Source organism: Bacillus sp. FSL K6-0138 (assembly GCF_037982765.1).
In the GTDB taxonomy this organism is placed as follows: Bacteria; Bacillota; Bacilli; order Bacillales; family Bacillaceae; genus Bacillus; species Bacillus glycinifermentans.
This window is the reverse complement of record NZ_CP150286.1, coordinates 890,636-908,299: the sequence shown is the minus strand read 5'-3', so window position 1 is coordinate 908,299 and position 17,664 is coordinate 890,636. Positions and strand designations below refer to the sequence as shown.

Here is a 17,664-nt window from a genome sequence, read left to right as displayed (position 1 = left end):
AATGATTCCATTATAAGATAAATTTACCTGTACGGGTAAAAAAAAGACGGCTCCAGCTTCTAAAGCCGCCGCAGCCGTTTCACCGCATAGCTTGTTGTGATAAGCCCAAATAGCCCGAGCAAAAACAGGAACAATCCGGCGCTTAGCGGCTGTTCATCCCGTGCGCCTGCAATGCCGCCGGTTCGGTCATCGCCTTCAGGTTTTTCAGCGATTTGCAGGGAGCGAATCAGTCTGCCGTCTTCCCCTTCAATCTTTAGGGCTCCGTCGCTTCCCAGCTTTTCCTTCAGCGCTTCCCCCTTCTTTTTCGTAACAAATAAAGGCTCCGTCAGCTTATGCCGTACGCCGTCTTGATCTGTGAACTGTCTGCCCTTTTCGTATGTAACCGTTTCAAAGCCGCTGAACCCTTTATCCAGCAGGGTTTTTGTGTCATCGTACATCGTCTTTTGATCATCGGCCTTCATCACAACGGCGATCAAGTGAAGCTCACCGCGCGCGGCCGTCGTCACAAGCGTATGCTTTGATTCATTCACAAATCCGTTTTTTCCCCCTGTAATCCCTTTGTACGGAATTTCTCCGGTGAGCATCCGGTGATGGTTTTTCAGCGTCGTATCCCACGTCTTGCCGTGCCAGGGTGTTTCCTTTTCTGAAAAAAGCACCCGAAACGTCTCGTTTTTCATGGCATATGCCGTGATTTTCGCCATGTCTGCGGCTGTCGTGTAATGATTTTTGTCAAACAGCCCGTGAGGATTCGTGAAATGTGTATCGACCGCGCCGGCCCGCTCTGCAACAAAGGCGTTCAAATCGCCGGCAAACCGTTCAACGCTTCCGCTCATGTGTTCAGCGATCGCCGTTCCGGCATCGTTTCCGGAATTCATCAGCAGCCCCTGAAGCAGCGTCCTTAGCGGGACGATTTCACCTTTCTCCAAATAAACGCTTGTCCCTTCCGTTTCAGCAGCTTTTTTGCTGATTTTAACATTATCCTTCAAATTTCCTTTCTCAATCGCATAAATCGCCGTGGCGATTTTTGTGATGCTGGCCGGATACATTTTTTTGCGGCTGTTTTTTTCATAAATGGCCTGTCCCGACTTCTCATCGATCAAAATAGCGGAAACGCTTTTCATGTGCTTTTCGGCGGCTTTTGCCGAACCATGAAAAAACAGCGCCGGGCATAGTACAATAAGAAGCAGGAAGGTTAATTTGACGTCCATCGTCTCACCTTGCTTTACTTTTTTGAAAAATAGGTCTTTAAAATTTTAGCAACGATTTATTTCCCCCTGCAAGGGGTATTAGTCAATAAGCATTCGAACGGAGGAACTTCATTGAAAAATAAAACTGCAATCGTAACAGGGGCAAGCAGCGGAATCGGGCTGCTGACCGCTTTGAAGCTCGCCGGCACGCATTTTGTCATTGCGGCGGTGAGACATCCCGAAAAAGCCGAAGCATTAAAACAACAGATTACAGCCCACAATGCCGAAACTTCAATTGCGGTGATGGAGCTGGATGTAACAAAAGAAGAATCGGTCGCATCATTCTCAGACAAGCTGAAGGAGTACGGAGCGGTTGATCTTCTCGTCAACAATGCGGGAACGGCTTACGGAGGATTTACCGAAGATTTGTCATTGTCCGATTACCGCAACCAATATGAAACAAATGTGTTCGGCCTCATCGCAGTGACCAAAGCCGTCCTCCCTCATATGAAAAAAAACGCCGGGGCAAAAATCATCAATGTCAGCAGTATAAGCGGACGGATCGCTTTTCCGGCTTTCTCGCCTTACGCTTCTTCAAAACACGCGGTTGAAGGATTTTCCGAAAGCCTTCGCCTTGAGCTCAGACCTTTCGGCATTGACGTTGCCGTCGTTGAGCCGGGCTCATACCGGACGGGAATTTGGGATACCTCCTTGACGGAGCACGTCGCTTTCCCTAAGCCTGATTCGAAATACGGCCCATACTTTGAACGAATCTCAGCCTACATCGCCGACAGCCGGAGCGATTACGGAAACCCGGAAGAAGTGGCAGGGCTGATCGGCAGTCTCGCTTTGAAAAAGCGGCTGAAAAAACTCCGTTATCCGATCGGCAAAGGCGTCCGCCTGCTGATCTTTTTGCATTCTTTCCTACCGTGGCGTTTTTGGGAGCGGGCCGTCAGCAAAAAGCTCGATCAAAAATGTTATTTAAAATAATTATAATTTAGTATTTATTTTAATTTTATATTTGTTATAATGTAATTAACAAATGAAAAACACGAGGAGGAAATTACATGATCTCTCAACAATTAAAACAGCAAAATCCGGTACTTGAAAACTCAATAAACACGAATTTGTCAAACTGGTTCATCCTCTATACGAAGCTTCACCGCTTTCACTGGTATGTAAAAGGACCGCAGTTCTTCACGCTTCACGAAAAATTCGAAGAACTTTACAACCATGCTGCAGAAACGGCCGATGTTGTCGCTGAACGATTATTAGCTATCGGCGGACAGCCGCTCGCATCAATGAAAGAATACCTTGATCACGGCACCATCTCAGAGGCAGGCACAGAAAAAACGGCGTCTGACATGGTTTCCGCGCTTGTCAGCGATTACCGCCAAATCCGCAAGGAAATCGAACATATTATCGGGCTTGCGGAAGAAAAATCAGACAATGCCACCGCTGACCTTTATATCGGCTTAACTGAGGAAATTGATAAACAAATTTGGATGCTTTCTTCATTTTTGGGTGAATAACAAAAAAGCCATGGCACACAGTGATATGCTCCCCTAAAGGTAGACAGATGAAATAAAAAAATCTGTTTGCCTTGGGGGAGTTTTTTCATGGCTGGAAAATGGTTTTCAAAAGAAGAAAAATTGAATATTCTATCAGAATGTGATCAGGGCAATAATTCGGTGAAGGAGATCGCAGAAAAATATGGCATTCATGCCGAAACGATTCGTGAATGGAGAACATCGCATGATATGGCGGGTGTGGAGAGTTTGGAACGTTCAAAGCGCCATAAGTTCTATCCCGCAGAATTAAAATACAATGCCGTGAAAGACTTCTTATCCGGACGCTACTCTCAAAGAGAAATCTCGAGAAAATATAAGATTTCCAGTAAATCCGTACTCATGAAGTGGGTTGAGCTTTATAATGGTCATAAAACGTTAAAAGACAGCGGGAGAGGAAGGAATCGTTTGATGACCAAACGGAAGAACGTTTCATTGGAAGAACGGATTGAGATTGCGAAGGATTGTCTAGCTCATGGAAAGGACTACGCCAGATCAATGGAGATTCATCAAGTCTCCTACCAACAGGTGTATCAATGGGTGAAAAAGTATCAAGAAGGCGGAGAAGAGGCCTTAAAAGACAACCGAGGGAAACGCAAAACCGAAGAAGAATTGACACCTGAAGAAAAAATTCAACGGGAAAACAAACGGCTGGAACAGGAAAATGAGCGTTTGCGCGCAGAGAATGCGTTCTTAAAAAAGTTGGAAGAGATCAAAAGGAGGCGGTTCTAAGTCAGGTTCGGTACGAAGATCGATATCTCGCCATTTTAGAGCTGAATCGAAAAGAAGGCTTTTCTGTCCAAATGTTATGTGAGATTGCCGAAGTTTCGCGCCAGGGGTATTACAAATGGAGGAGCCGAGTACCTTCAGCGAGAGAAAAACAGAATGAAAAGATTATCGCCGAGATGACGCTTCTTCATGAACAAATTGGCGGTATCTACGGATACCGCAGAATGACCTTAAACATGAAGCGCCGCTTTAAAGAGCGCCTCAATCATAAGCGCATCTATCGGCTGATGAAAATCGCCAAGCTGGAGTGTGTCATTCGGCGGAAGAAAAAACGTTACGGCAAAGCGACGCCTCAACATGTGTCCGAAAATATCCTGAATCGAGAGTTTAAAGCGGACAAACCAAATCAAAAATGGGTGACTGATGTGACAGAGCTAAAATACGGCCATCGGAAAGCGTACCTCAGTGCCATTTTAGATCTTCATGAGGGAATGGTCGTGTCTTATGTGCTGGGGAAATCCAATAATAACGCCCTTGTGTTTAAAACCTTGAACCAAGCGCTTGAGGCAGCCCCAAACGCACGTCCTCTCCTTCACAGCGACAGAGGTTTTCAATACACGTCCCACCAGTTTAGAAGGATGATTGAAAACGCAAATATGACACAGAGTATGTCCCGCGTCGGCCGCTGTATTGATAACGGCCCCATTGAGTCGTTTTGGGGGAAATTAAAATGCGAGAAATACAGACGGAATTCGTACGAGACATTTGAGGCACTTCAAAGCGCAATTGATGAATATATCCACTTTTACAACCACGATCGTCTACAAGAAAAACTAAACGGCCTCAGCCCAGTGGAATACAGGGCTAAAGCCGTCTAGTGTGTTTTAGTTATTTCCACTGTCTACTTGACAGGGTGCAGATCACAGCTGCCATGGCTTTCAATGTTATGATTTGCTTTCCGTAAGCTTGGCTTTCAGCGTTTTTTCTTTTCCTTTTCTCAGAACCTCAAACGAGACCGTATCTCCCGCTTTCGCTTCGGTGTATAAAATCTTCCTCAAATCAGAAGTCGCTTCAATGCTTTTGCTGTTCATTTTCACAATGACGTCACCGGCTTTCATTCCTGCGTCAGCAGCCGGCGATCCAGGCGAGACTTTGTCGACGTACACGCCTTTATTCAGCTGGTCGCCAAAGAGGCCGAGCGTATTTTGCTGATATTGCTCAGGAACCTGCTGCATATCGATCATTTGAACGCCTAAAAACGGCCGTACGACTTTTCCTTTGTCCAGCAGCTGATCGACGATCGGCTCAACGTCATTGCTCGGAATGGCAAAACCAAGCGATTCAACGCCGGTTTGGCTGATCTTTAAGCTGTTGATGCCGATGACCTGTCCGCTACTGTTGATCAAAGGTCCGCCGCTGTTCCCCGGATTAATCGCGGCATCTGTCTGAAGGACATTCATATCCCACTTCCCTTCAGACGTCGACACTTCGATCGTCCGGTTGACGCCGCTGATGATTCCTTCTGTAACCGTTCGCGAAAATTGCAGGCCGAGAGGATTCCCGATCGCGATTACTTTTTCGCCGGCGCGCAATTTTGAGGAATCTCCGAAACTTGCAACCTTATCAATCCCTTTGCTGCTAATCTCCAAAACAGCCAAGTCTGTTAAGGCATCGCTGCCGATGATTTTCGCATCCGTCGTTTTCCCGTTGTATAAAGAGATGGTCACCTTTGTGGCCCCTTCAACAACATGGTTGTTCGTGATGATGTAAGCTTTTTTTCCGTCTTTTTTAAAGATGACGCCTGATCCTGTTCCGCTTTCTTCCACGTCATCATCTGAAAAACCGAAGCTCGTTTGAATATTGGAAACCCCGACGATCGTCGACTCCAAATCCTCAACCATATCCGGAACATTATCGGCATCTGTCACGGGCTTTGTTGAAAAATTTTGCGATTGTTTCGGTTCCGTCTGGCTTTCGTTGACGGCATTGTTATGTTTATCAACCGGCAGATACGGCGAAATGCCAAGGACGAGGCCGCCCCCGATGATGCCTCCCAAAATCGGGCTCAGCCATGAAGCCTTGCGCCGCTTTTCTTTTGCCGTTCTTGTTTCCTTTGCGTTTTCCAATGCTGCCGCCGTTTCTTTATACATATTATCTGACTGTTCATCTGTATCCTGTTTCATAATCAGCTCGGGCTTCTTTATCGGCTGCTCCGGTTCTTGCGCTTCGGAACTTGCCGTTTGCGGTATTTTCGCCTCTTCTTGCAATGGCTGTTCATTTTCTCTTTTGCGTTCGACATCGCGTCTAACATCCATAAGCGTACACTTCCTTTGTTTTTCTTATCTTCAACTACCCGAAAATGGCAGAAAGCTTTAACACGCGCAAAAAAGAGACACCCGGCCTTATATTTTCACAATTACAATTTTCCTTTCTTCCCTTATCAGCATCCTAGCCAAACATTGTGGGATAAAAATGAAAAGAATATGTGAAATTATGAAAATCGACCAGACTTATGTTAAAACTAGTATAATGACGTAGAAAGGATGTGAACCCCTTGTCATACACCATTTATCTAGTTGAAGATGAAGAGAATTTAAATGAACTGCTGACGAAGTATTTAGAGAGTGAAGGCTGGCATGTCACGTCTTTTCTAAACGGTGAAAGCGCCAGACAGCACATCGGCCAGTCACCTCATTTATGGATTCTCGATATTATGTTACCAGATATCGACGGCTATGCGCTAATAAAAGAAATAAAAAATGCAGATCCCGACGTCCCGGTCATCTTCATTTCAGCCCGGGATGCGGACATCGACAGAGTGCTCGGTCTTGAACTCGGCAGCAGCGATTATATATCAAAGCCTTTTCTTCCGCGGGAGCTGATCATCCGCGTGCAAAAGCTTCTTAAGCTGATCTATAAAGAAGACGCGCCGGATCATAAAAAAGGGTTGTCCGTTGCCAAGTACCAGGTGTTCGAAAGCTTGAGGGAAGTGTATGAAGATGACAGGAAGATCAGTCTGACGTCAAAGGAATTCGATCTGCTTCTCCTTTTCATGAACAATCAGGGCCGGGCCTTCTCAAGGGAAGATATTCTGACACATGTCTGGGGAGAGGATTACTTCGGAACAGACCGCGTCGTTGACGATCTGGTCAGAAGGCTGCGCAAAAAAATGCCTGATCTGAAAGTAGAAACCATTTACGGATTTGGATACAGGATGTTGAAATCATGAAAAATAAATCGCTCGCCTTCCAAATCTGGACGGTCATCTGCGGAATTCTATTAACCGTTTCGATTTTGCTGATGTTTCTTTTTTCTAACACATTACGCAACTTTTTTACGAATGAGATCTACACAAACATTGAAAACGAACAGCACGTCCTGACACAATACGGATTTTCCGACTCGCCCGACAGAGGCTTTGGTGGAAACTCGCGAAGCGCAAACCGCTATGTCCAGCACGTCCTGCTGCCTGAAAAGGGAGCCGTCTATCAAAATCCGCAAATTCTGCCGGACTCCTTTATCTCAAAAGTGCAGAAACTGGCGAAAAAACAGCCCTCATCATCCAAAAGGTATTCGGAGACCGTCAACGGCCAGCACATCTTCTTTGTCCTGAAAAAAATCAGCACCCAGGACGAGACGTTTCTTTTATTGTCCTATGCGCTTGATTCCTATCGGGACGACTTATCATACACGCTGTTTAAACAGCTTTTTTTCATTCTTGCCGTCGTCATTCTGCTGAGCTGGATTCCGTCCATATGGCTGGCGAAATATTTGTCAAGGCCGCTGGTCACACTGGAAAAACACGTCAAGCGGATTTCCAAACAGGACTGGGATGATCCGGTCATCGTCGACAGGGAAGACGAAATCGGAAAGCTCGCCCATACCATTGAGGACATGCGCCAAAAGCTGATTCAAAAAGATGAAACAGAGCGCACGCTTCTGCAAAACATCTCACATGACTTGAAAACGCCCGTCATGGTCATCCGCGGCTATACACAGTCGATCAAAGACGGCATTTATCCTAAAGGAGACCTTGAAAATACGATTCAAGTCATCGAAGGCGAAGCTGAAAAGCTTGAAAAGAAGATTAAAGATCTGCTTTACCTGACGAAGCTGGATTATTTATTAAAACAGGAAAGACATTACGGAACGTTTAATATTCGAGAGGTCATTGAAGAAGTGGTCGAACGTTTAAGATGGTCTAAAAAAGAGCTTGACTGGAAGATTGATCTTGAAGAGGAAACAGTAATGACTGGTGATCAGGAACAATGGAGCAAGCTGTTGGAAAACGTCCTTGAAAACCAAATCCGCTATGCGGAAACGTTCATCGAAATCACCGTCAAATCGACGAAAAAACAGATCATGATCACGATTAGAAATGATGGACCACACATCGAAGAAGAGATGCTTTCGAGCCTGTACGAGCCTTTTAATAAAGGGAAGAAAGGCGAATTCGGCATCGGACTCAGCATCGTTAAACGAATTTTGACGCTCCATCATGCCGATATGACCATTCGGAATGATCAAACAGGCGTATGTTACTCAATATCCGTTCCAAGAAATTAGACTGTAGTTTCAGCTGCAGTCTTTTTTCTATATAAACGAATAGCCGTTAAAATCGCGGTAATTCGGTTTAACCGCTTTCTTCGGCTGCTTTAGCCATTTCTTTTCCGTCAGTATGTGTTTAGGGTATTTGACCTTGTCCACTTTAATGCCCCGGCTGCGCAGTCGGCTGATCATTTCATCGATTTCTTTCAACAAACTTCACCCTTTCTCAGCATATTTTTGACCACTCGGTCACCTTACTTTATAATATAAATAATATCAAACAAAAAAACAAGTTACAATCTAGTTAAAAATTTAACGGGACAAAAGAATTGACCCGCCAGTCAGACCGTGCGCCCGCAAAAAACGGAGGCGGCAACCTTTCGGGAAGGTGAAAGACGTGAAACAAAAAGAGAAAGCCATTATTGAAACAGCGATTAAACTTTTTGCCAAAAAAGGCTATAATTCAACTTCAGTTCAAGAAATTGCGAAGGAATGCCAAATCTCAAAAGGCGCTTTTTACATCTATTTCAAATCGAAGGAAGCGCTTCTCCTTTCGGTGCTTCACTATTACTATGACAAAGTGTTTACGCGCATCCATAAAATTCAGACGGAAAATGACAACCCTCGCGATGCTTACCGAAAGCAGCTCATCGTTTTTTTTGAAAATATTCTCGAACATAAAGAGTTTATTCAGATGCAATTCGTGGAACGGCCGCTTCCTGTGAATGGAGAAATTGAAGCGTTTGCCAAAAAAATGCGCTCGGCCACCCTCAGGCTCCATATCGAAAACATCCGGAACATATACGGAAAGGACATCGATCCGTACAGCGCCGAGCTGTGCTTTATGATCAGCGGAATGAGCGAAGTCTATCTTGAATTGATGATTTTGCTGCATCACTCTTTTGATCTGCATACGCTTGCCGGACATATATTGAACCGCCTCGATGATCTTGCGAATGGGATGATGAAGCGGAAAGAAAAATCCCTGATTTCCATCGAAAAAGCGGACGAGTGGTTCGGCCCGTTTTATACGTTCGATCCCCTGAAAGAAGCGCTCATTAAAGAAATGCGGATCAAAGCGGACAAACACTTTAACGGCTCTCCCCCGGGCGATCTGACGGAAAGCCTTGACATACTGGAGGACGAGCTGAAGAAACGGCAGCCGAAAAATGCGATCATCAAAGGAATGCTGCTGAATATAAAGGAATGTGAAGCGCTTCGTAAAGAAGCGGACAAGCTCGACCGCCTTGTCAAAAGGTCTTCCTGAATTCCGTGCGGCCGGCAGGAACAGGAAAAACGGCCGCAATTGTGCGGCCGTTTTCGTTTATGCTTTAGGCTTGACCATTTCTTCCGGTTTGACTACTTCGTCAAACTGCTCTTCTGTCAACAGATTGAGCTTAAGGGCGGCTTCTTTCAGCGTCAGCCCTTCTTTATGGGCAAGCTTCGCGATTTTTGCTGCATTTTCGTAGCCGATGTGCGGGTTTAAAGCCGTAACTAACATCAGCGAATTGGTCAGGTTCTTTTGAATCGTCTCACGATGAGGCTCAATGCCCACTGCACATTTATCGTGGAAAGAGTTCATGCCGTCAGCGAGAAGCTGGACCGATTGAAGGAAATTGTAAATGATCACTGGCTTGAATACGTTTAATTCAAAGTTGCCCTGACTTGCCGCGAATCCGATCGTCGCGTCATTCCCCATGATCTGTGATGCCACCATTGTCAGCGCTTCGCTTTGTGTAGGGTTAACCTTACCCGGCATAATGGAGCTTCCCGGCTCATTTTCAGGAATCGTCAGCTCGCCGATTCCGCAGCGCGGCCCGCTTGCAAGCCATCTGACATCATTGGCGATTTTCATCAGATCCGCCGCAAGCGCTTTTAGTGCGCCGTGAACGTGTGTCAGTTCATCATGGCTTGTCAGCGCATGAAATTTATTAGGCGAGCTTCTGAACGTCTGACCTGTCAGGCTGCTGATTTCTTCGGCCACAGCGGCCCCGAATTTTGGATGGGCGTTGATTCCTGTTCCGACTGCGGTTCCTCCGATAGCGAGTTCGCGGATTTTTTCCGTGGCTTCAAGAATCATTTCTTTTGAGCGGTCAAGCATGTAGACCCAGCCGCTGATCTCCTGTCCGAGCGTGAGCGGTGTCGCATCCTGCAAGTGGGTGCGGCCGATTTTCACGATATCCTGAAACGCTTCCGCTTTTTCATTCAGCGTGTTTCTCAGGCGGTCGATCGCCGGTACCAGCTTGTCGTAAACAGCTAAAACGGCTGCGACGTGCATCGCCGTCGGGAACGTATCGTTGGAGCTTTGGCTGCGGTTGACATCATCGTTCGGATGAATTTTCAAGCTTGAGCCTTTTTCCTGCAAATATGCAGTTCCCCTGTTCGCCACCACTTCGTTCATGTTCATGTTGCTCTGCGTTCCGCTTCCCGTCTGCCACACGACAAGAGGAAAGTGGCTGTCGTATTTTCCTTCTAAAATATCATCGCAGACGGAAACGATCGCTTCTGCCTTTTCCTTTTCGAGATTTCCTAGCTTTTCATTCGCAAGAGCAGCGCTCCTTTTCAAAATTGCAAACGCATACACAATTTCCTGCGGCATTTTCTCAGATCCGATTTTGAAGTTCTCCTTGCTTCTCTGCGTTTGGGCTCCCCAAAACTTGTCGGCAGGTACCTTGACTTCACCCATCGTATCTTTTTCAATTCTGTAATCCACTATGTATCCCTTCCTTCTCTAGTCTACCTCTTACTTTCGATAAAACTTAAAAAAACCCTCTTATTTAAATTTTAGCTTTATTTTAATTTTAGCTCAATATAAACACGCGAATCTTTTTTGTATTTATATTTAGGGTTTGTCTTTCCGTACTCCTTTGATACATATGACACGTCATAATGTTTGGAAAAAGAGCGGATGATGCTTTCGATTTCATCCTGCTTCCCCGTTAATCTGATTTGCGCCAACTGCCTCACTCCGTCTCTGTTGTAATGAAAATTTCGCCAAACACTACTGTAACACAGTATATTGTTTTTTTTACAGGAAAAGATAACCTATATCCAAATTCAGAAACTTACAGGGCAGGTGGTCAGCGTGAACCAGTCGGAATTCAAGGATCACATCCATGAAAATCTCGCATTGCTTCTTCCACACGTCGAACATAACGACGACCTCGTTCAAAATAAAAAAATGCTGAAAAACGGAGTCATTTTTTATTTTTTATATTTCAAGGAATTGAGCGACGAAGCGAAATTGCAAAAAGCCGCCAAGATGCTTTGCAAAGATGAAAAATCCCTATCATTGGAAGACGTTACCGCAGAGCTGAACAAGCTGAATGCCGAACCGGTCTACAAGGTTGAGTCTGCGCTTAATAAGCTTTTTCACGGCCAATGCATCCTCCTCGTGAACGGGATCAATACCGTTTTTATGCTCCCGACCGCAGAAAAAAAGAAACGAAGCTTATCAGAGGCGAAAACCGAAAATGTCGTAAGAGGTCCGAAAGTCGGTTTTATCGAGGATACAGATACAAATGTGGCGCTGATCAGACAGCGCGTCCCCGATCACGATCTGACCGTTGAAAAGCTTCCGATCGGAAAAAGCAAGTATAAAAAAGCAACGATTTTATACCTCAACAACAAAGCGGATGAGTCGATTTTATCGGAGCTGAAAAAGCGTCTGAAAAAAGTGAGGCCTGATGACATTCAAGACTCGGGAGCCCTTGAGGAATTGATCGAAGATAACAAATATTCGCCTTTTCCTCAGATCCAAAACACCGAACGGCCGGACAAAGTGTCGTCCGCCCTGTTAAACGGAAGGATCGCCGTCTTTATCGACCATTCGCCATATGCCTTGATCGTTCCGGCATCCTTCGGCATGGTGATGCAGTCTCCGGACGATTATTATGAGAGATGGATCGCCACGTCCCTGATCAGACTTTTGCGCTTCAGTTCGATTTTTATCACGCTGTTTTTGTCGGCGTTTTACATTTCTCTTGTCTCGTTTCACCAGGGCATGCTGCCGACGGCTTTGGCTGTTACCATCGCCAGCACCCGGGAAAACGTGCCATTTCCGCCGCTCCTTGAAGCGCTGATCATGGAAGTAACGATTGAACTTTTGCGTGAAGCAGGCTTGCGTCTTCCAAGTCCGCTGGGGCAGACGATCGGTTTGGTGGGAGGTGTGGTCATCGGCCAGGCTGCGGTCGAAGCCAACATCGTCAGCTCTGTCATGGTCATCATCGTCAGCATCATCGCCCTTGCATCGTTTACGGTTCCGCAATACGGCATGGGTCTGTCGTTTCGGGTATTGCGCTTTTTGTCCATGCTGGTCGCAGCAGTACTTGGACTCTTCGGGATCATCCTGGTCATGCTCGTCATTTTCACCCATTTGGTCAGGCAGAGAAGCTTCGGCATGCCGTATTTTAACCCGAATAACTTTTTCAGCTTAAAGCGTTCGGATGAAGCCATCATCCGGCTACCAATAAAGAATCGCGAGGTGAATGACAATCATGGCTCAAAAAAATCAACAGCAACGGATAAGCGGGTATGAAGGCGCTGCCATTATTACAAATACGATGCTGGGCGCCGGCCTGCTGACGCTCCCGAGAGCGCTGACGCGGGAAATGCTCTCCCCCGACGGCTGGATTGTCATCATTTTTGAAGGCCTTGTTTTTCTTCTTATCATCTACATCAACGCCAAAATCGTCAAAACGCACAATGTCGATTCTTTTTTTGATTACACAAAAGAGGGCTGCGGCGCGCTGATCGGAAATATTCTCAACCTCCTGATCGTGTTCTATTTCATAGGGGTGGCCAGCTTTGAAGCAAGAGCGATGGCCGAGATGGTGAAATTTTTTCTTCTCGAGTTAACCCCGATGGGCGTGACGATTTTTGCTTTTATCATTTGCGCGATCTATTTGATCATCGGCGGGATCAGCGACATGGCGAAAATTTTCCCGTTTTTTCTCATTATCACCCTCGTCATTCTTCTTACCGTTTATGGCTTGAGTTTAAAGATGTTTCAAATCAATAATTTAAGACCTGTCCTCGGACTTGGGCTCGGTCCGGTCAAAAACGGTTTGACGGTTGTCTCTGTTTCCTTTTTGGGTGTCGAATTAATGATGTTTTTGCCCAAATACCTCAGAAATAAGAAAAAACTGTTCAAAGCTTCTGTCATCGGATTCAGCATTCCGGTTATATTGTATATTTTAACGTTCTGTGTGGTCGTAGGAGCGATGACCGCGTCTGAGGTCATGACGATGATCTGGCCGACGATCTCCTTGTTCCAGTCGTTTGAAATCCAGGGCATTTTCATCGAAAGGTTCGAATCCTTTTTGCTCGTCATATGGACGATTCAATTTTACACAACATATGTCGTCTATACCTATTTTGCGGCGTCAGGCTTTAAAAATATATTCGGATGGTCCATTAAGAAAAACGTTTTATTCGTCGGGGCGATTACGTTCCTTATATCGATTTTGCTGAAAGACGGCAATTACGTTATCGTGTTCAGCGATTATTTGGGATACATCTTTCTCATCGTGTTTTGCGTGCTTCCGATCCTGATCTTTTTGCTCGTCGCCGCTAAAAGGAGGTTTAAAGCATCGTGAAAAAAAAGGGGATATTGGCGGTGCTGTCCCTGCTGCTCTTGCTGACGGGCTGCTGGGACAGCCGGCAGATCGAAAAGTTTAGCATCGCCATCGGCCTTGGCGTTGATAAAGGCGAGGGAGATAAAAAGGTAAAGTTATCGTACCAGATCCTCGTTCCGAAAAAGATCGGCCAAAATGCGGGCAGCGAGGACCCGACCAAAGTCGTGTCAACTTCCGGGACTACGATTCATCAAACGATCCGGTCAACAGCCTTAAAAGTTTTCCCTGTTTTCTCGCAGCACCTCCAGGTCATCATTTTTTCGGAAAAACTCGTGTCGGATATTGCCCTTGACGCCTTAATCAATCAGTTCATCAGGGACAACAGCCTACGGAGAAGCAGCGAGGTCTATATTACGCCAGGATCGCCGAGCAAGCTTTTGAACATTGATGATTCGGGAGACCCCGCTTCTGAAATCATCCATAATGTCTCAGAAAACAGGGCGTCGACCATCAAGCTGCTCGAGCCGGTTACATTGGGGGATATTTCAATCAGAATGCAGATGGGCCTGTCTTTCATCATGCCTAGAGTCGTCGAAAAAGGCGGTCAGATCCAGGTTGACGGCGGATCGGTCATTAAAAAAAACCGGTATTACGCCGATATATCATCCTCTGATATTGAAGCGCTGAATTTGCTGATCGGCAGAGTAAACGGCGGAGTCATCGACTCCAGGCACAAAGGGCATCTTTTTTCGTATGAAATATTTTCGATGAATCACCGGATTCATACAACGAGGAAAAACGGAAAATACAAATTTGACATTCACTCGGAGATCAAAGGAAGGCTGTCAGAAGATTGGTACAGAAGCGAGGATTCTTTCAATGAATCCTATATCAATGCCATTGAAAAAGCGATTGAAAAAGACATCCACCAGCGGGTCAGCAGGCTGCTCCATCGTTTGCAGGATGATTTAAAAACGGATGTCACCAAGCTTGCCGAATACGCCCGCATCAACTATCCGAAGGAATGGCAAAAAGATAAATACCGCTGGGACGAGAAATTCTCGGAAGCCGACATCGACTATCATATTAAAGCAATCATCCAGGACTTTGGCACGAAAGGAGCGAAGAAAAAAAGATAGGCGCTCGCTTTTCTGTTAAAATGTTTTTGAAAGGGTGATGAGCTTGAAGCGGATATTGCAGGTGACAGGCATTGTCCTGATTGCGGCGGCAATCATTCTGTCCGGCTTGATAATCAATGATATCGCATATGATCCATTTATGGAGGATTCCCGGTCGATGCTGTTCTTTACGGTCGGCTCGTACCTCTCAACTCCGGCTTTTTGCGTCATCGGCGGATTTATTTTGCTCGGCATCAGCAAGCTGATCGAATTGCAGGAAAAGAACAATGCGGTCCTGGCCGAAAAACTCGATTCCATTTTCCAAAAAGGCGGCACCGCGCCGGAGGAAGAGAATCAAGCTGAATTGAGCCGGCCGGCGAAACAAACCGGCGAACATTTCGGATCGGATTCTTTCGCACTTCACAAGACTGATGACCGCAAATATTGGAACGGCTGAAAACGGCTTTCACACGAAAGCTGTTTTTCTCGTTTTTGCTACTGAACAAGCTTGTTTCGGTGGGCGTAAACGGCGGCCTGCGTCCGGTCATCGACCTCAAGCTTGGACAGGATGTTTGTCACATGGGTTTTCACCGTTTTAATGGTGATAAACAATTCGTCTGCAATATCCTTGTTTGTTTTCCCCTCTGCCACAAGTTTGAGGATTTCCATTTCTCTTGCCGTCAATGATTCATGCGGCGGTGTCTCGTTCGAAGAATGCCTCAGCTTTGATAACACTTTTCCCGCCACCTTGGCTTCAAGCATCGGTTCTCCATTGTTGGCCGCCCTGATCGCATCTGCGATTTCGCCGGCTTTCGACGTTTTCAGCAAATAGCTGAAGGCACCGGCTTCGATGACCGGATAAACTTTATCATCATCGATAAAGCTTGTCAGCACGATGATTTTCGGGGCGGAAAGCTGTCTGCAGATTTCCTTTGTCGCTTCAATCCCGTCCATTCCCTCCATCACAAGATCCATCAAAATGACGTCGGGCTTCATCTCAACCGCCAGCTCAACACCGCGCCTGCCGTCCGAAGCTTCTCCGATCACCTCGATATCCGGCTGGGATTCCAAAAAAGCTGCAAGCCCCATTCTTACCATTTCATGATCGTCAATCAGCAGTACTCGAATCACCTTGATTCTCTCCTTTTCCTTGATCAAAAATCGGAACTTTCACATCAACTTGCGTCCCTTTTCCCGCAAAAGATATAATTTCCGCCACCCCGCCGACCTCGCTGGCCCTCTCTTTTATCGAATTTAATCCGTACGAAGACGTTTTAATGGAGTCCATTTGAAACCCTTCCCCATTATCAATGACCTTCAGCTGAAGCTGCCGGTTTCTCAGGAGCAGCCTGACGGAGACTTTCGTCGCCTTCGAATGCCTGAAAACGTTTGACAGCGCTTCTTGAACGATTCTGAACAAATGATCTTCTACACCTTTTGGAAGCTTTCCTGTATCCTCGATTTCCCAGTCGATATCCATCGACTGCTTTGCTTTGAATTCGTTCAAAAGGTCGCTGAGCCCCTCCCTCAAGCCTTTACCTTCAAGCGTAACGGGCCTGAGGTGCAGAAGCAGGGCTCTCATTTCGCTCTGAGCGTCGGCCGCCATTTTTTCGACCATTTTCAGCCTTTGCGCGAGTTTTTCATCAGCCGAAGCGGCGATTCCTTCCAGTATGGCGGAGGTCATCATCGAAATCGCAAAAAGCTGCTGGCTCACGGCATCGTGCAGTTCCCGCGCAAGACGCTGCCGCTCTTCTGACACAACGGATTTTTTCATCTGGTCCTGCCATTCGGCCCTTTCGTTTGACAGCTTTTGCAGTGAAGCGACCTGCCGTTCGATTCGTTCGGCCATTTCATTGAGCTGATCGGCGGCGAGCCCGATTTCATCCTCGCCCATTGATGGAATGCGGTATGCGAAATTGCCGTTTTCATACTTTAAAATCGATTCGATCAACTTTTCGAGGCGCTTTTTCAGCCTGTTGCCAAACACATACCCTGCGCCAAACCCGACGGCGGCGCTGATCAACAAAAGCAAAATGATAAACGGGATGCCGAACCATCTCGAAGCGATGAGCACCCGCGGGTCGAGCTGATAATAAAAGAGCATGAATCCCAATACCGCAAGAAAGATCGTGAAGCTGACACCCATGGACAAACGGACGGAACGCCATTGAATATTTGCAAGCCTGTTCGTTTTCATATGAACCGCACATCCACATCGCCGATAAACAGGGAAATCGAGATCTTTACCCGTCTTGCCGACTGCTCGTAATATTTAGACTCGGTGTAAATTTGGTTGCCGAAGCCGCTTTTTTTCTCCCCGATGATATCGATGTCACCGATAAACGCCGAAGAACTGATAGAGACGTCAAGATCCGACGGGATGTAGATGTCGACATCGCCGATCAGCCCCGTGATGGCGATCGTATTTTCGCCCTCTGAAATGATCGCTTTGGACAAATCGATTTTGACGTCCCCGATAAAGCCGGAAATATTCAAATCGTTTAAATCAAAAGGCTTTTTCATGTATTTGACATCACCGAAGAAAAAGCTGCGCTGGCCGGCGCTCTTTTTTTGCCGCAGCGGTTCGGCGTCCAGCTTTTCTTTCTCATGCGCTTTAGGCTTATCGCGGTCAAAAACGGGCTGGTTTGTGACAAGCCTGTAGCCCGCATAAATTAAAAAGGCGGCAAAAAAGAAGCCGAACAGGCTGAATGTGATGCTGAAAATTTCTTTCAGAAGCAAAAAGCCCGCAAAAATATACATGACAGAGCCGAGCCAACGGCGTGAACTTTTATGAAAAAAATATCCGGCAAGAAGAAAAGCGAGCGGCCAGAACAACGCGTCGCCGAGCCCGCTGTTTTGTAAAAATACGCTGATCCCGAACAGAACGATGAACAATCCGATCAGTTGTTTTTTTGTAAGACGCATGCTGACTCCGGCC

Annotated in this window: 18 protein-coding genes; 10 read left to right on the top strand and 8 right to left on the bottom strand. The window is 46.3% G+C overall.

Annotated features, from left to right (window positions below):
* Positions 1-59: 59 nt before the first annotated feature.
* Positions 60-1,208, bottom strand: coding sequence for a D-alanyl-D-alanine carboxypeptidase family protein (locus tag MHB78_RS04945; RefSeq protein WP_046130220.1), 1,149 nt, complete (start codon positions 1,206-1,208; stop codon positions 60-62).
* A gap of 111 nt (positions 1,209-1,319) precedes the next feature.
* On the opposite strand from MHB78_RS04945, the gene MHB78_RS04940 reads away from it, so the two are divergent.
* The 3 genes from MHB78_RS04940 (at position 1,320) to MHB78_RS04930 (ending at position 4,362) form a co-directional block, all read left to right on the top strand.
* Positions 1,320-2,177, top strand: coding sequence for an SDR family oxidoreductase (locus MHB78_RS04940; RefSeq protein ID WP_046130221.1), 858 nt, complete (start codon positions 1,320-1,322; stop codon positions 2,175-2,177).
* Between the two features lie 77 nt (positions 2,178-2,254).
* Positions 2,255-2,719 carry a DNA starvation/stationary phase protection protein gene (locus MHB78_RS04935; RefSeq protein ID WP_046130222.1) on the top strand — a complete coding sequence of 155 codons (465 nt, stop codon included), beginning with the start codon at positions 2,255-2,257 and terminating at the stop codon, positions 2,717-2,719.
* Positions 2,720-2,806: 87 nt separating this feature from the next.
* A protein-coding gene (locus tag MHB78_RS04930) for an IS3 family transposase (RefSeq protein WP_231947390.1) occupies positions 2,807-4,362 on the top strand; the annotation gives its coding sequence in 2 pieces (ribosomal slippage) (positions 2,807-3,464 and positions 3,464-4,362; 1,557 coding nt in all).
* A gap of 66 nt (positions 4,363-4,428) precedes the next feature.
* Here MHB78_RS04930 and MHB78_RS04925 read toward each other — a convergent pair.
* Positions 4,429-5,799 carry a trypsin-like peptidase domain-containing protein gene (locus MHB78_RS04925; RefSeq protein ID WP_046129260.1) on the bottom strand — a complete coding sequence of 457 codons (1,371 nt, stop codon included), beginning with the start codon at positions 5,797-5,799 and terminating at the stop codon, positions 4,429-4,431.
* A gap of 239 nt (positions 5,800-6,038) precedes the next feature.
* Here MHB78_RS04925 and MHB78_RS04920 point away from each other — a divergent pair, with 239 nt between their 5' ends.
* Together MHB78_RS04920 and MHB78_RS04915 are read left to right on the top strand one after the other, a co-directional pair.
* A complete protein-coding gene (locus MHB78_RS04920) occupies positions 6,039-6,713 on the top strand; it encodes a response regulator transcription factor (RefSeq protein WP_046129259.1) in 675 nt (224 codons plus the stop codon).
* Complete coding sequence (locus MHB78_RS04915; RefSeq protein WP_046129258.1) at positions 6,710-8,050, top strand: HAMP domain-containing sensor histidine kinase; 1,341 nt, start codon at positions 6,710-6,712, stop codon at positions 8,048-8,050. Before MHB78_RS04920 ends, MHB78_RS04915 begins: the two co-directional genes overlap by 4 nt.
* 27 nt (positions 8,051-8,077) lie before the next feature.
* On the opposite strand, the gene spxO is transcribed toward MHB78_RS04915, so the two are convergent.
* A complete protein-coding gene (gene spxO, locus MHB78_RS04910; RefSeq protein WP_099047121.1) occupies positions 8,078-8,242 on the bottom strand; it encodes an anti-adapter protein SpxO in 165 nt (54 codons plus the stop codon).
* Between the two features lie 187 nt (positions 8,243-8,429).
* On the opposite strand from spxO, the gene MHB78_RS04905 reads away from it, so the two are divergent.
* Positions 8,430-9,299, top strand: a complete 870-nt coding sequence (locus MHB78_RS04905; RefSeq protein WP_046129270.1) for a TetR/AcrR family transcriptional regulator — start codon at positions 8,430-8,432, stop codon at positions 9,297-9,299.
* 57 nt (positions 9,300-9,356) lie between these two features.
* Here MHB78_RS04905 and fumC read toward each other — a convergent pair whose 3' ends face one another.
* Both fumC and MHB78_RS04895 read right to left on the bottom strand, forming a co-directional pair.
* Positions 9,357-10,745, bottom strand: coding sequence for a class II fumarate hydratase (fumC, locus tag MHB78_RS04900; protein ID WP_046129257.1), 1,389 nt, complete (start codon positions 10,743-10,745; stop codon positions 9,357-9,359).
* 77 nt (positions 10,746-10,822) lie between these two features.
* Positions 10,823-10,990, bottom strand: coding sequence for a YvzF family protein (locus MHB78_RS04895; protein WP_082094023.1), 168 nt, complete (start codon positions 10,988-10,990; stop codon positions 10,823-10,825).
* Positions 10,991-11,117: 127 nt separating this feature from the next.
* Here MHB78_RS04895 and MHB78_RS04890 point away from each other — a divergent pair, with 127 nt between their 5' ends.
* Genes MHB78_RS04890 through MHB78_RS04875 form a run of 4 tightly spaced genes read left to right on the top strand, consistent with a single transcriptional unit; the run spans position 11,118 to position 15,183 of the window.
* Entirely contained in the window at positions 11,118-12,569 is a 1,452-nt protein-coding gene (locus tag MHB78_RS04890) for a spore germination protein (RefSeq protein WP_046129256.1), read from the top strand.
* Entirely contained in the window at positions 12,529-13,629 is a 1,101-nt protein-coding gene (locus MHB78_RS04885) for an endospore germination permease (RefSeq protein ID WP_046129255.1), read from the top strand. Before MHB78_RS04890 ends, MHB78_RS04885 begins: the two co-directional genes overlap by 41 nt.
* A complete protein-coding gene (locus tag MHB78_RS04880) occupies positions 13,626-14,747 on the top strand; it encodes a Ger(x)C family spore germination protein (protein ID WP_046129254.1) in 1,122 nt (373 codons plus the stop codon). The genes MHB78_RS04885 and MHB78_RS04880 overlap by 4 nt, the downstream gene beginning before the upstream one ends.
* Positions 14,748-14,784: 37 nt before the next feature.
* Entirely contained in the window at positions 14,785-15,183 is a 399-nt protein-coding gene (locus MHB78_RS04875) for a hypothetical protein (protein WP_231947391.1), read from the top strand.
* 38 nt (positions 15,184-15,221) lie between these two features.
* Here the strand turns inward: MHB78_RS04875 and MHB78_RS04870 are convergent, their stop codons facing one another.
* The 3 genes from MHB78_RS04870 to liaF are packed head-to-tail and all read right to left on the bottom strand — an operon-like array spanning position 15,222 to position 17,651.
* Positions 15,222-15,857 (bottom strand): response regulator transcription factor, encoded by a 636-nt coding sequence (locus tag MHB78_RS04870; RefSeq protein ID WP_046129252.1) that lies wholly within the window; start codon positions 15,855-15,857, stop codon positions 15,222-15,224.
* On the bottom strand, positions 15,835-16,923 hold the full coding sequence (gene liaS, locus MHB78_RS04865; RefSeq protein ID WP_046129251.1) for a two-component system sensor histidine kinase LiaS: 1,089 nt from the start codon (positions 16,921-16,923) through the stop codon (positions 15,835-15,837). Before liaS ends, MHB78_RS04870 begins: the two co-directional genes overlap by 23 nt.
* On the bottom strand, positions 16,920-17,651 hold the full coding sequence (gene liaF, locus MHB78_RS04860) for a cell wall-active antibiotics response protein LiaF (protein WP_046129250.1): 732 nt from the start codon (positions 17,649-17,651) through the stop codon (positions 16,920-16,922). Before liaF ends, liaS begins: the two co-directional genes overlap by 4 nt.
* Between the last annotated feature and the right edge of the window lie 13 nt (positions 17,652-17,664).